This is a genomic window from Streptomyces sp. B8-7, from assembly GCF_058833805.1.
On record NZ_JBYRRL010000005.1, the window covers coordinates 122,380 to 135,052 of the forward strand.

Annotated in this window: 11 protein-coding genes, 1 tRNA gene and 1 pseudogene; 8 read left to right on the forward strand and 5 right to left on the reverse strand. The window is 74.3% G+C overall.

What is annotated here, in order from left to right:
• The first annotated feature begins 208 nt into the window (after positions 1 to 208).
• The gene (gene rdgB / locus AC5K6T_RS24805) at positions 209 to 814 is read left to right on the forward strand and encodes an RdgB/HAM1 family non-canonical purine NTP pyrophosphatase (RefSeq protein ID WP_493212373.1); all 606 of its coding nucleotides are present in this window, start codon (positions 209 to 211) and stop codon (positions 812 to 814) included.
• 68 nt (positions 815 to 882) lie between these two features.
• On the opposite strand, the gene AC5K6T_RS24810 is transcribed toward rdgB, so the two are convergent.
• From AC5K6T_RS24810 to bcp, 3 genes are all read right to left on the reverse strand, one after another.
• Positions 883 to 967 (reverse strand) — tRNA-Leu (locus AC5K6T_RS24810).
• A gap of 156 nt (positions 968 to 1,123) precedes the next feature.
• Positions 1,124 to 2,014 carry an HNH endonuclease gene (locus AC5K6T_RS24815; RefSeq protein WP_493212374.1) on the reverse strand — a complete coding sequence of 297 codons (891 nt, stop codon included), beginning with the start codon at positions 2,012 to 2,014 and terminating at the stop codon, positions 1,124 to 1,126.
• 257 nt (positions 2,015 to 2,271) lie between these two features.
• On the reverse strand, positions 2,272 to 2,739 hold the full coding sequence (gene bcp, locus AC5K6T_RS24820) for a thioredoxin-dependent thiol peroxidase (protein ID WP_493212376.1): 468 nt from the start codon (positions 2,737 to 2,739) through the stop codon (positions 2,272 to 2,274).
• 93 nt (positions 2,740 to 2,832) lie between these two features.
• Here bcp and AC5K6T_RS24825 point away from each other — a divergent pair, with 93 nt between their 5' ends.
• The 3 genes from AC5K6T_RS24825 (at position 2,833) to AC5K6T_RS24835 (ending at position 4,141) form a co-directional block, all read left to right on the forward strand.
• On the forward strand, positions 2,833 to 3,162 hold the full coding sequence (locus AC5K6T_RS24825; protein ID WP_493212377.1) for a DUF3618 domain-containing protein: 330 nt from the start codon (positions 2,833 to 2,835) through the stop codon (positions 3,160 to 3,162).
• Positions 3,163 to 3,290: 128 nt separating this feature from the next.
• A complete protein-coding gene (locus tag AC5K6T_RS24830) occupies positions 3,291 to 3,593 on the forward strand; it encodes a GroES family chaperonin (RefSeq protein ID WP_493213451.1) in 303 nt (100 codons plus the stop codon).
• Between the two features lie 227 nt (positions 3,594 to 3,820).
• A complete protein-coding gene (locus tag AC5K6T_RS24835) occupies positions 3,821 to 4,141 on the forward strand; it encodes a DMT family transporter (protein WP_493212378.1) in 321 nt (106 codons plus the stop codon).
• A gap of 651 nt (positions 4,142 to 4,792) precedes the next feature.
• Here the strand turns inward: AC5K6T_RS24835 and AC5K6T_RS24840 are convergent.
• Positions 4,793 to 7,261, reverse strand: coding sequence for a transglycosylase domain-containing protein (locus tag AC5K6T_RS24840; RefSeq protein WP_493212380.1), 2,469 nt, complete (start codon positions 7,259 to 7,261; stop codon positions 4,793 to 4,795).
• Positions 7,262 to 7,466: 205 nt separating this feature from the next.
• On the opposite strand from AC5K6T_RS24840, the gene AC5K6T_RS24845 reads away from it, so the two are divergent.
• The 4 genes and pseudogenes from AC5K6T_RS24845 to AC5K6T_RS24860 form a co-directional block, all read left to right on the forward strand.
• Positions 7,467 to 8,267, forward strand: a complete 801-nt coding sequence (locus AC5K6T_RS24845) for an ABC transporter permease (protein WP_493212381.1) — start codon at positions 7,467 to 7,469, stop codon at positions 8,265 to 8,267.
• Between the two features lie 376 nt (positions 8,268 to 8,643).
• A complete protein-coding gene (locus AC5K6T_RS24850; RefSeq protein ID WP_493213452.1) occupies positions 8,644 to 9,408 on the forward strand; it encodes an ABC transporter permease in 765 nt (254 codons plus the stop codon).
• Entirely contained in the window at positions 9,366 to 10,379 is a 1,014-nt protein-coding gene (locus tag AC5K6T_RS24855) for an ABC transporter ATP-binding protein (protein ID WP_493212382.1), read from the forward strand. The genes AC5K6T_RS24850 and AC5K6T_RS24855 overlap by 43 nt, the downstream gene beginning before the upstream one ends.
• 106 nt (positions 10,380 to 10,485) lie before the next feature.
• Positions 10,486 to 11,166 (forward strand): annotated as a pseudogene (locus AC5K6T_RS24860) (DUF1707 SHOCT-like domain-containing protein); the annotation flags it as partial.
• A 64-nt stretch (positions 11,167 to 11,230) separates the two neighbouring features.
• Here the strand turns inward: AC5K6T_RS24860 and AC5K6T_RS24865 are convergent.
• Positions 11,231 to 12,622 carry an SGNH/GDSL hydrolase family protein gene (locus AC5K6T_RS24865; protein ID WP_493212384.1) on the reverse strand — a complete coding sequence of 464 codons (1,392 nt, stop codon included), beginning with the start codon at positions 12,620 to 12,622 and terminating at the stop codon, positions 11,231 to 11,233.
• Positions 12,623 to 12,673 lie beyond the last annotated feature (51 nt).

Here is a 12,673-nt window from a genome sequence, read left to right on the forward strand (position 1 = left end):
CGCATCGCGCGGCCGGACCTCGCCGGGTGCCGTCGGATGCCGGGCACCGGCGGCTGGGCCGCACCGGAGCCGGCCCTGGACGCCCTCGCCGCGCCCGTGTCACTCGGCCCGCGCCGTACGGTCGTGCCGCCCCGCCCCGCCCCGCGCCGCGCCCACCGCCGCACCCCGACCGGCGGCGGGCCACGGCCGCCCCGCGATACTGGACGCCATGACCCGCTTGATCCTCGCCACCCGCAACGCCGGAAAGCTCACCGAGCTGAGGGCGATCCTCGCCGACGCCGGTCTCGCCCATGAGCTCGTCGGCGCCGACGCCTTCCCCGACATCCCCGACGTCAAGGAGACCGGCGTCACCTTCGCCGAGAACGCCCTGCTCAAGGCGCACACCCTGGCCCGGGCCACCGGCCTGCCCGCCGTCGCCGACGACTCCGGCCTCTGCGTGGACGTGCTGCACGGCGCGCCCGGCATCTTCTCCGCCCGCTGGGCCGGCACCCACGGCGACGACCGGGCCAACCTGGACCTGCTCCTCGCCCAGCTCTCCGACATCGCCGACGAGCACCGTGGAGCCCACTTCGCCTGCGCCGCCGCCCTCGCCCTCCCCGACGGCACCGAGCGCGTCGTCGAGGGCCGCCTCCCCGGCACCCTGCGCCACGCCCCGTCCGGCAGCAACGGCTTCGGCTACGACCCGATCCTCCAGCCCGAGGGCGACACCCGCACCTGCGCCGAACTCACCCCGGCCGAGAAGAACGCCATCAGCCACCGAGGCAAGGCCTTCCGCGCCCTGACCCCCGCGATCCGCGAACTCCTGGGCGCCTGAGGGCGGTGACGGAGAGGCAGCCCGGTGGCCCTCGGCGGCAGGGGTCACCGGGGCGGCGTCGGCACGTGTGCGGTCGGTGGGACTCGAACCCACACGGGATTGCTCCCACGGGCACCTAAAACCCGCGCGTATCGCCTATTTCGCCACGACCGCCCCAAGACGGACATCCGGTTCTCCGGTGCCGTCGGGTGACCTCAGTGTACGGGGGTGGCCCCGCTCGGCGCGCCCGGTCTTCCGGCGGCACCATGTATCGGTCAGGGCATGGCAGTTCGGGCAGAGGTAGCGGAGGTTCCCGGGCCGGTTGTCGAGTCAGTCGCCGCTGATGTGGTCGATCTGGAGAGTGATCGGCCGCCCCAGCCACTCCCCGGCGTTGCCGCACGAGGCGCACCGGTAGGGCGCCCCCAGCTCCTGGAGGGCCGTATGCAGCCGCTCCCGGTTCGGGCGGGCCGAGCCCGGAGGGTGCACCCGCAGCACGCGCACCGGGGTCTGCCGGGCCCGCGGTGCGGCGGCCCAGGAGCGTCGGCGGAAGTGGCCGGTGTCGAGCCCGAGTTCCGCCACCTTGCGGTGGACCCGCCGGTGGTTGGCGTGGTCGGCGTCCAGCCCCAGCGCCCGCATGACGTCCGCGTAGCTGTCGGCCGTGCGCACCGCGGCGCGCAGCCGGTCCTCGGGGAGGGCGGGGCGGGCGTGCCGGAAGTGCGTGGTGTCGATGTCCCGCTCCCGGAGCAGGCGCCCCAGGGCGGCCCGGGTGCGGCCGTCGTCGGGGACGCCGAGATGCCGGGCTGCGGCGCGCACAGTGTCGGCGCCGACGGCCGCGGCCCTCAGCTCGTCGTCGGTGAAGGGCAGGCCGGGCGCGGCGCGGTGGAGGCCGGGGAAGTGGCTGCTGTCGATACCGGCCGCGTCGATGCGGCGCCTGAGGTGGCTGAGCGTGCCGGGCGCGGGCCGGGCGCCGAGCCGGAGCGCCACCTCGCGCAGCGTCGAGGCACCCGCGACGGCCTCTGATATCGCCTGGTCGGTGTACTGCACCGGATGGCGCGCGAAGTGCCCGGTGTCGATGCCGTGGGCGGCGACGGCGCGCTGGAGTGCGCGCCGCCGTCCTCCGCTCGGTTCGAAGCCGAGGAGCCGCATCAGCTCGTTCCAGGAGCGCGACCGGCTGACCGCGGCGGCCGGGGTCGCGCCTGCGGGCGTGGCGTCGCCGCCCATGTCCCCTCCGATCCGGCCCGGTTCGGCCGTGCGTTCTCGTTTCGTACGGGTCAACGAGAAGGCCGGGGCCGGGTCACGGCCGGCCGGATCGGGGGGAAGCAGGGACGGGCGGGCGGGGGAAGCAGGGACGGGTGGGCGGGGGAAGCAGGGACGGGTGGGCGGGGGAAGCAGGGATGGGCGGGCGGGGAGAAGCAGCGACGGGCGGGCGTAGGCGGCAGGGACGGGTGGGCGGGGGAGGTGCGGACGGGCGTGGGGTGTCAGATGCCCAGGTCCTTGATGATCTTGGCGACGTGGCCGGTGGCGCGGACGTTGTAGAGGGCGCGTTCGACGTTGCCGTCCTCGTCGACGACGACCGTGGAGCGGATCACGCCCAGGTAGGTCTTGCCGTAGTTCTTCTTCTCGCCGTAGGCGCCGTAGGCCTCGGTGACGGTCTTCTCGGGGTCGGCGAGGAGGGTGACCTTGAGGTTCTCCTTGTCGCGGAACTTCGCGAGCTTCTCCGGCCGGTCGGGGGAGATGCCGATGACGTCGTAGCCGGCGCCGGCGAGGACGTCGAGGTTGTCGGTGAAGTCGCAGGCCTGCTTCGTGCAGCCGGGGGTGAGGGCGGCCGGGTAGAAGTAGACGATGACCTTGCGGCCCTTGTGGTCGGCCAGCGAGACCTCGTTGCCGTCCGCGTCGGGCAGGGTGAAGGCGGGGGCCGTGTCCCCGGGCTGGAGTCGTTCGCTCATGGCATCGAGCGTAACCGGGGGTCCTGACAGTGCGGTCGCGCCGAGAGCTGACAGACTGTCCAGAACAGCATCAGCAGACACGGAGGCCGTACGGTGGCGGACACGTCGGACACCAGAACACCGGCGCAGATCGAGGCGGACATCAGTCGCCGCCGTGAAGTGCTGGCCGAGACGCTCGACGAGATCGGGGTGCGGGTGCACCCGAAGACCATCGTCGGCGATGCCAAGGCCAGGGTCGCGGCCCATGTCGATCACACTGTGGGCAAGGCCTATGTGCAGGTCAACCGGGTCGTGAGCGAGGTGCGCGCGCAGTTCGTGGACGAGAACGGCGCGCCGCGCCCGGAGCGTGTGCTGCCGGCCGCCCTGGTCGCCGCCGGTGTCGTCGGGCTGCTCGTCGTGGGCGTCCGGCGCCGCAGGCGCTGACCCCGTCCGCGCGAGGACGTGACGCACGGCGGGCCCCTCCCGTGGGACGACGTGCCGAAGGCAGGTAGGTTCGAGGCGTGAGCGCCAACAACAACGACAGCACCCATCACGACAAGCTGCCCATCCGTATGCTGCACGACCGCGTCCTCGTGCGGCAGGACACCAGCGAGGGCGAGCGGCGTTCCGGCGGCGGCATCCTGATCCCGGCGACGGCCGCCGTGGGCCGCCGGCTGGCCTGGGCCGAGGTCGTCGCGGTGGGGCAGAACGTGCGGACGGTGGAGCCGGGCGACCGGGTCCTGTTCGACCCGGAGGACCGGGCCGAGGTGGAGGTGCGGGGCACCGCGTACGTGCTGATGCGCGAGCGTGACCTGCACGCGGTGGCCGCGGACCGGTTCGAGGGGGGCGAGGACTCCACGGGCCTGTACCTCTGACATCTCGCGGCCCCTGGGGACGCCGCGAGGCCCCGAGGACCCGGGGGTTCCTGCGATTCATCGCCGGGCCGAGGGGCCGGTGACCGATGTCACCGGCCCCTCGGCCGTTCTGCTGCTAGATTCGAAGGACCCCGACGAGACGCGCCGTACCGGGACCGACCGCATCGCGGACGGGTCGCAAAGACGACGCACCGCCCTGACACGCCCGTCTCCCGGAGGTGCTCCCCATGGCGTGGGTCCTGCTCGTCGTCGCCGGTCTGCTGGAGGTCGGCTGGTCGGTCGGCATGAAGTACACCGACGGTTTCACCCGCCCGCTGCCCAGTCTGCTCACCGGCGCCGGCATCGTGGCGAGCATGCTGCTGCTGTCGCACGCCGCCCGCTCCCTGCCGATCGGCACCGCCTATGGCGTGTGGGTGGGGATCGGCGCGGCCGGCGCGGCGGTGCTCGGTATGGCCGTGCTGGGAGAGCCGGTCACGGCGGCCCGGATCTTCTTCGTGGGCCTGTTGCTGGTCGCCGTGGTGGGGCTGAAGGCGACCTCCGGCCACTGACCACGGCCCGGCGCACGCCATGCCCCCGCGCCCGTCGCCGCCCGTGTCGCTGCGTCGCGTCCCCGCGGCCGTCGTCGCCCGTGTCGCTGCGTCGTGCCCGCGGCCGTCGCCGCCCGTGCCGCTGTGCCGCGTCCCCGCGGCCGTCGTCGCCCGTGTCGCTGCGTCGTGCCCGCGGCCGTCGCCGCCCGTGCCGCTGTGCCGCGTCCCCGCGGCCGTCGTCGCCCGTGCCGCTGTGCCGCGTCCCCGCGGCCGTCGTCGCCCGTGTCGCTGTGCCGCGTCCCCGCGGCCGTCGTCGCCCGTGTCGCTGCGTCGTCCCCGCGGCCGTCGTCGCCCGTGTCGCTGCGTCGTGCCCGCGGCCGTTGCCGCCCGTGTCGCTGCGTCGTGCCCGCGGCCGTTGCCGCCCGTGTCGCTGCGTCGTGCCCGCGGCCGTTGCCGCCCGTGTCGCTGCGTCGTGCCCGCGGCCGTTGCCGCCCGTGTCGCTGCGTCGTGCCCGCGGCCGTTGCCGCCCGTGTCGCTGCGTCGTGCCCGCGGCCGTCGCCGCCCGTGCCGCTGTGCCATGTCCCCGCGCCCGTCGTCGCCCGTCCCGCTGCGTCGTGCCCGCGGGTCCGCGGCGCGCCGCGGACCCGGCGCGGCCCGGGCCGCGGAGCCGTCTCAGGGGGTCCGGGCCGGGTCGAAGGGGCCGCTGCCGCCGGTGACGAGGCCTCCGCTCTCGCCGCCGTTCGTCGCGCCGTCGGTGCTGCCGCCGGTCCCGCCGGCGCCTCCGGTGGTGCCGGTGTCGCCGGTCGCGCCGCCGGTCCCCGTGCCGCCGCCGTCGGCGGTGCCGCCGATGGTGCCGCCGACGGTACCTCCGGTGGTGCCGCCGTTGGTGCCGTCGCCGGTGGTCGCCCCGCCGTCGCCGGTGCCGCCGGTCGCGCCGCCGTTCCCGGTGGTGCCGCCGTCGGTGCCGCCCCCGGTGGTGGTGCCGCCGTCCTGGCCGCCGGTCGCCGGAGGGCCGGTCGGGGCCTGCGAGGTGGGCTCCCGGGTCGGCTCGTCCTCGGTGGGGGTGACGGCCGGCATCTCCCACCGCGGCTCCTCCTGCAGCCACAGGTCGAAGTCCTGTACGGGGGCGCCCTGAAGGGCGTCCCGGGTGAACTGGGCCCAGATCTGCGCGGGCGGCCCGCCGCCGTTGATGCGCTGCAGCCCCAGCGCCTTGTACAGGGGCTCGTGCGCGGCCGTCTCCGGGTTCTGGCCCATCACGGCGACGACGGTGGCCAGCTCGGGCGTGTAGCCGGCGAACCAGGCGGCCTTGTCCTCCTCGGCGGTGCCGGTCTTGCCGGCGGCCGGGCGGCCCGCCTGCTGCGCGGCGTAGGCGGTGCCGTTGTCGACGACGCTCTGCAGGATCGACGTCGTGGTGTCGGCGGCCTCGCGGCTGACGACCTGCCGGGTGGTGCGGCCGGGCAGCGCGATGTCCTCGCTGCCGTCCTTGGTGATCTTCTCGACGAGGGTGTAGGTGCCGTGCTTGCCGTGGTTGGCGAGCGTCGCGTACGCCTCCGCCATGTCCAGCACGCTGGCCTGGGCGACGCCGAGGGCGATCGAGGGGGAGGCGACCAGTTCGGGGGTGTCGGCGGGCAGCCCGAGGCCGATCGCGGTCTGCTTCACCTTCGAGGAGCCGACGTCGACGGCCATCTGCGCGTACACCGAGTTCACCGACTTGTCGGTGGCCTCGCGCACACTGATGTCGCCGTAGTCGACGTGGTCCTCGTTCTCGGGCGCGTAGTGGCCCCCGTCCCAGCCTTCCACCGGACGTGCGCTGGTGCCGTCGTAGACGGTGTTCGGGGTGATGGTCCGGTCGTCCTGGGTGGTGGAGCCGTTCTGGGCGGCCGCGGTGAACACGAACGGCTTGAAGGTGGAGCCGACCTGGAAGTCCCGGCGGGTGGCGCCGTTGGTGTACTGCTTGACGTAGTCGATGCCGCCGTACATCGCGACGACCTTGCCGGTCCTGGGGTCGACGGAGGCGCCGCCCGCCCGGACGTAGTTGTCGGCCTCGCGGTTCTCCTTGTCCAGCTTGGACATCAGCTGGTCGTCCACGGCCTTCACGAAGGCGTTCTGCCGCTTCTTCTGCAGGGTGGTGGTGATGCGGTAGCCGCCGCCCTCCAGCTCCTCCTCGGTGAGGATGTCGTGCTCGGTGAGGTACCGCTTGACGGCGTCCACGACGTAGCCCCGCTGCCCGGACAGGCCGATGGAGACGGTGGTCTCCCTGGGCGCGGGGAACCGGGCCTGCTGCCGCTCGGAGGGTGTCAGCCAGCCCTCTTTCACCATGCCGTCGAGCACGTAGTTCCAGCGGGCCTCGGCGGCCGGCCGGTTCTCGGGGTGCGCGACGACGTCGTACTCGCTGGGCGCGTTGAGCAGCGCCGCCAGGTAGGCGCCGCGCGCGGCGTCGAGTTCGGTGGCGTCCACGCCGTAGTAGGCCTGGGCGGCGGCCTGGATGCCGTAGGCGTTGCGTCCGAAGTAGCTGGTGTTGAGGTAGCCCTGGAGGATCTCGTCCTTGGTGACCTCGCGGTCCAGCTTGATCGCGATGAAGAACTCCTTCACCTTGCGGGTGACGGTCTGCTCCTGGGCCAGGTAGTAGTTCTTCACGTACTGCTGGGTGATCGTGGAGCCGGACTGCTTGCCCTTGCCGGTGGCCGTGTTCCAGCCGGCCCGCAGCATCGCCTTGGGGTCGACGGCGGACTCGGAGTAGAAGTCGCGGTCCTCGGCCGCCAGCACCGCGTGCTGGGCGTCCAGGGAGATCCGGGCGAGGGTGACGTTCTCGCGGTTGACCTCGCCGTCGCGGGCCAGCTGGCTGCCGTCGGCGTACAGGTACACGTTGCTCTGCTTGGTGGCGAGCGCGTTCGCCGGGGGGATCTTGACCAGGGAGTAGCCCAGGAAGAACAGTCCGGCGAGCAGCGCGACGCCGAGGACGAGGGCGGTCAGCGTCATCCGCCAGGTCGGCACCAGCCTGCGCCATCCGGTGCGGCGGGGCCGCTTGGGTCCGCGCTCGCTGCCGCGGTCACCTCCGTCCGCGTCCCCCCGCGGGTCCTGCGGCCCCGTTCTGGACGTCCGGCCCTCGTCCGGTCGCTGCGGCTGCGGCTCGTCGCTCATCTCGTGCACGGACTCCCGTTTTCGCGTCGTACGTTCCCGTACGCCCTCGTACGCCTTCTGCGCCCCCAGTCGAAGACTCTCGCACCAAGCGTTCCGTTCCCGGCGAGCGGCACGCATTCGCCGGGAAATGCGTGGCGGGCCGCCGCACGCCCCCAGTAGGCTCCTGCGCTTCGGTGCGCGGACGGGTCCGGAAGGGGGGTGCGGTGTGGGCGCGGCACGGCTGTACGCGGCGGTCGCGGCGGGGGCGTTCCGACGGTACGCCACCTATCGGGTGGCCACCGCCGCCGGGATCTTCACCAACACCGTGTTCGGTGTGATCGTGGTGTTCGTCTATCTGGCGCTGTGGGACGAGAAGCCCCACCTCGGAGGGTACGACCGGACGCAGGCGGTCACCTATGCGTGGCTGGGGCAGGCGCTGTACTCGACGCTGGCGCTGCAGGGCGGCGGGGCGGAGAAGGAGCTGATGGCCCGCATCCGTACGGGGCAGATCGCGATCGACCTGTACCGGCCGGCCGATCTGCAGCTGTGGTGGCTGGCGACCGATCTGGGCCGGTCGCTGTTCCAGGTGCTGGGCCGCGGGGCGGTGCCGTTCGTGTTCGGGGCGCTGCTGTTCGACATGGCGCTGCCGGCGGATCCCCTGAGCTGGACGGCGTTCCTGGCCGCGCTGGTGCCGGCCATGCTGGTCAGTTTCGGCCTGCGCCATCTGGCGGCGCTGAGCGTGTTCTGGCTGATGGACGACCGGGGCGTGAGCCAGGCCGTCATGGTCACGGGGGTGTTCTTCTCGGGGATGCTGCTGCCGCTGAACGCGTTCCCGGACGGCTTCGGGGACGTGGTGCGGGCGCTGCCGTGGGCGGCGCAGCTCCAGGTGCCGGCGGACGTGCTGATGGGGGAGACCGGCGTGGGCGGGGCGCTCGCCTTCCAGTGGGGGTGGGCGGTGGCCCTGCTGGCGACGGGCCGGCTGGTGCAGTCGGCGGCGACGCGGCGGGCGGTGGTGCAGGGTGGGTGAGGCGGACTTCCGGGAGCCGGGCTCTCGGGAGATGGGGCGGGGGGATCCGGTCCGGGGGGATCCGGTCCGCGGGGAGCCGGGGTCGCGGGAGACGGGTCGTGCGGGAGCGGAATCTGCGGGGGCGGAATCTGCGGGGGTGGGCTCTGCGGGGGCGGAATCTGCGGGGGTGGGCTCTGCGGGGGCGGGGTCCCGGGAGACGGGGTGGGCGGACGTCGCGTCTCCGCGGACCGCGCCCGGGCCGGCGGAGTCCTGGCGGACGGAGTCCTGCAAGACGCGGTTCGGGGAGTTCCCGGGGCCGGGCCTGCGGAGGGGCGGGTTCCGGGGGAGCGCGGTGCGGCTGGCGGAGGGGGCGCGGGCCTACCGGCTGATCGCCGGGATGTGGATCCGCTCCACCATGGCCTACCGCGCCTCCTTCGCGCTCACCGTGGCCGGGAACCTGCTGCTGACCGGGCTGGACTTCGTCGGGATCCTGCTGATGTTCTCCCAGGTGGACTCGCTGGGCGGCTGGAGCCTGCCGGAGGTGGCGTTCCTGTACGGGCTGTCCGCGACCGCGTTCGGCGGCGCCGACCTGCTGTTCGGGTCGATGGACGCGCTGGGCACCCGGATCCGGGACGGGTCCTTCGACACTCTGCTGGTGCGGCCCGCGCCGGTGCTCGCGCAGGCCGGTGCGGACCGGTTCGCCCTGCGCCGCCTGGGCCGGGTCACCCAGGGCGTCCTGATCCTGGGGTGGGCGGTGTCCGCCGCGGACGTCGACTGGACGGCGGGCAGGCTGCTGCTGATGCCGGTGACGGTGGTGAGCGGGGTGCTGGTGTTCGGCGCGGTGTTCACGGCGGGCGCGGCGTTCCAGTTCCTGGCGCAGGACGCGGCGGAGGTGCAGAACGCGTTCACCTACGGCGGTACCACGCTGCTGCAGTACCCGCCGAGCGTGTTCGGCCGGGACCTGGTGCGGTCGGTCACGTTCCTGCTGCCGCTGGCGTTCGTCAACTGGGTGCCCGCCTCGTACGTGCTGGGCAGGCCCTACCCGGTGGGGCTGCCCGGGTGGGCGGCGTTCGCGCCGCCGCTGGTGGCCGCGGTGTGTCTGGCGGGGGCGGCGGTGGCATGGCGGGCGGGGCTGAGGTCCTATCGGAGTACGGGGAGTTGAGGCCGGTGGCCGGGGTGTTCATCGAACTGGACGGTGTGGAGAAGGTCTTCGAGGTGCGCCGCAGGACAGGCTTCCTGCGGCGGGAGCGCCGACGGGTGCGGGCCGTGGACGCGCTGTCGTTCACGGTGCGGCGCGGGGAGATGGTCGGGCTGATCGGCCCGAACGGCGCGGGCAAGTCGACCACGGTGAAGATGCTGACCGGCATCCTCACGCCGAGCGGCGGCCGGCTGCGGGTCGCCGGCATCGACCCGGCCCGGGAGCGGATCCGCCTGGCGCACCGGATCGGGGTGGTGTTCGGGCAGCGCACCACCCTGTGGTGGGACCTGCCGCTGATCGACTCGTACCGGCTGATGCACCGCATGTACCGCATCCCGGACGCCCGGTACCGCGCCAACCTGGACCGGCTCGTCGGCCTGCTCGGCCTCGCCGGTCTGCTGGACGTGCCGGTGCGGCAGCTGTCGCTGGGCCAGCGGATGCGGGGGGACATCGCGGCGGCGCTGCTGCACGACCCGGAGGTGCTCTACCTGGACGAGCCGACGATCGGCCTCGACGTGGTCTCCAAGGCCCGGGTGCGGGAGTTCCTGCGGGAGGTGAACGCCGAGCGCGGCACGACGGTGCTGCTGACCACGCACGACCTGACGGACATCGAGCAGCTGTGTTCCCGGGTGACGGTGATCGACCACGGCCGCCTGGTGTACGACGGGGGGCTCGGCGGACTGCACGAGGCGGGGGAGAGCGAGCGGACGCTGGTGGTCGACCTGGAGCGGGAGCTGCCGCCGATCGAGGCCGCGCCCGCCCGGGTGGTCCGGGTGCAGGGCCCCCGCCAGTGGCTGGCCTTCCCCGCGGCGCAGTCCGCGGCCCCGCTGGTGGCGCACATCGCGGCCCGCTATCCGCTGGTGGACCTGTCGGTGCGGGAGCCGGACATCGAGGCGGTGATCGCGAAGATGTACGCGGGGCGTGCCGCGGCGTAACCCCCGGGGCACGGCGGTGTACGGCTCGGTGGCGGGCCCGCACGGCCCCGCCGGGTGGGCCGACCGGGGCGTAGTGCCCGGCGCGCGGACCTCGTAGGCTGCTTCCATGACCGACGATGCGCCGGAGTTGAGAGCCTCGGACGCCGACCGTGAGCGGGTCGCCGAGACCCTGCGGGACGCCCTCGCGGAAGGCCGGCTGGACATGCCGGAGTTCGAGCACCGCCTGGAGGCCGCCTACACGGCACGGACCTACGGGGAGCTCGTCCCCCTCACCCGGGACCTGCCCGTGCCGGGCACCGCGCCGCAGGCGGTGTCGATGACGAAGGCGCCTGCGGAGCCCGGGAGCTGGGCCGGGCGGATCGTCGGCGGCGAGGGGTCGTCCAGCGGTGCGTTCGCGATCATGGGCGGGTTCCAGCGCAGGGGCCGCTGGACGGTGCCGCGGAAGTTCACCGCGTTCGCCTTCTGGGGCGGCGGTGAGCTCGACCTGCGCGAGGCGGTCTTCGCCGACCGCGAGGTCGAGATCAGGTGCATGGCGATCATGGGCGGTATGCAGGTGACCGTGCCTCCCGGGGTGGAGGTCGTGGTCCGCGGCGTCGGCATCATGGGCGGCTTCGACCACACCGAGGACGGGGTGCCGGGCGAACCGGGCGCGCCGCGCGTGGTCATCACCGGTTTCGCCTTCTGGGGCGGGGTCGGCGTCGAACGCAAGCTCACCCGCGCGGAGCGGGAGCGGCGCCGGCTGGAGCGCCGTCAGGCGAAGCGGGACCGCAAGGCGGCACTCCGCGAGCCGGACGAGGACTGAGGCGCGCCCCGTCGGCGGGGCCGCGGCGGGGCTGTGGCGGGGGCCGGGGTCACGGGCGGTCCGGGGCGGCCGGGCCGAGGTCGTCCAGGCGGACGGTCCGGGCCATCCGCTCGTATCCGCGGTCGTTGGGGTGCAGGTGGTCGCCGCAGTCGTAGTCGCGGCGCAGCCGCCGCGGGTCGTACGGGTCGCGCACCGCCTTGTCGAAGTCGGCGACGGCGTCGAAGACGGTGCCCCGGCGGATCTCGGCGTTGATCCGCTGCCGGACCTCCTCGCGGGCGCCGGTGTGCGCGGGGTGGCCGTGGAAGGGCATGAGGGTGGCGCCGACGGCCCTGATGCCGTGGGCGTGGGCACGGCGGACCAGGGTCCGCAGGCCGTCGAGGATCCGGTCCGCGTCGGCGGTGCCCGGGTCGCGCAGGATGTCGTTGACGCCGAGGTCCACGACGACGGCCTTGACGTTGGCGCGGCCCAGGACGTCGCGGGAGAACCGCCTCAGCCCGCTGGGGTTGTCGACGGTGCGGGTGTCCGCGGGGTCGTCGCCGCGGGGCAGCCCCTCACCGGCGGGGCTGCGTCCGGCGCCGACGAAGCCGTCGCCGAGGACGCGGTTGCCGCTGATGCCCTCGTTGGCGACGCCGTAGCGCGGTACGTCCCGGCCGTCGGCGGCCGCTTCCCGCAGGCGCCGGGCGAGGACGTCGGGCCAGCGGCGGTTCTCGCCGGGGCTGGAGGAGGAGCCGTCGGTGAGGGAGTCGCCGAACGTGACGAGGGTGCCGTCGGCGTCCGCGCTGAGCACGTCGAGCGCGGTCAGATAGCGCCAGGCGTCGACGCGGTCGGTGTAGGCGGTGCCCGCGAGGTCCTCGGTGCGGTCGCCGTCCGCTGCGTAGCTGGTCTGGCGGGCGCGCGGATGGTGGGTGACCGGGCCGGACGGGGTGGGGGAGTAGGTGCTGACCAGCACGTCGCGGTCGGGCGGCACGGGCAGTGCGACGGGGTCGCTGACCACGTGCCGCCCGGCGGGCACGGCGACCGTGGTGCGGCCGCCGAAGGTCAGCCGCCGCATGGTGCCGGGTTCGGCGGCCGCGCCCGCGCCCCGGGCGGCCAGGGCGATGCTGGCGCGGGTGAGGGTGAGCGGCCGCCGGCCGAAGAGGTTCGACAGGGTGACCCGGGCGCGGGTGCCGCCCACGCTGGTGTGCACCACGTTGCGCACGGAGCGTCCGGCGAGCCCCTCCGTGCGGGTGCCGGGTTCCGCCGCGACCGGGGACGCCGACCAGGTGCCGACCCAGACACCGGTGGAGGCGGGGACGGTGCTGCCGTGCGGCCGCCCCGCGGGGGCCCGGCGGGCCGTGCCGGGGTCCGCGGCGACCCCGAGGAAGATCGCCGTGGAGAGCGCGGCGGTCAGCGCGGTGATCGCCGCGAGCGGTGCACAGCCCCGCGGGTGGCGGCCGGTCATCGGGTGTGCGGCTCCTCGGTCCGGGGAGCCGCGCGGGACTCCGGTGCGATC

What these genes read in the sequence shown, in the direction of transcription:
- rdgB (WP_493212373.1), top strand. Translation starts at nt 209, where the DNA reads ATGACCCGCTTGATCCTCGCCACCCGCAACGCCGGAAAGCTCACCGAG.
- AC5K6T_RS24815 (WP_493212374.1), bottom strand. Translation starts at nt 2,014, where the DNA reads ATGGGCGGCGACGCCACGCCCGCAGGCGCGACCCCGGCCGCCGCGGTC.
- bcp (WP_493212376.1), bottom strand. Translation starts at nt 2,739, where the DNA reads ATGAGCGAACGACTCCAGCCCGGGGACACGGCCCCCGCCTTCACCCTG.
- AC5K6T_RS24830 (WP_493213451.1), top strand. Translation starts at nt 3,291, where the DNA reads ATGCTGCACGACCGCGTCCTCGTGCGGCAGGACACCAGCGAGGGCGAG.
- AC5K6T_RS24835 (WP_493212378.1), top strand. Translation starts at nt 3,821, where the DNA reads ATGGCGTGGGTCCTGCTCGTCGTCGCCGGTCTGCTGGAGGTCGGCTGG.
- AC5K6T_RS24840 (WP_493212380.1), bottom strand. Translation starts at nt 7,261, where the DNA reads ATGAGCGACGAGCCGCAGCCGCAGCGACCGGACGAGGGCCGGACGTCC.
- AC5K6T_RS24850 (WP_493213452.1), top strand. Translation starts at nt 8,644, where the DNA reads ATGTGGATCCGCTCCACCATGGCCTACCGCGCCTCCTTCGCGCTCACC.
- AC5K6T_RS24855 (WP_493212382.1), top strand. Translation starts at nt 9,366, where the DNA reads ATGGCGGGCGGGGCTGAGGTCCTATCGGAGTACGGGGAGTTGAGGCCG.
- AC5K6T_RS24865 (WP_493212384.1), bottom strand. Translation starts at nt 12,622, where the DNA reads ATGACCGGCCGCCACCCGCGGGGCTGTGCACCGCTCGCGGCGATCACC.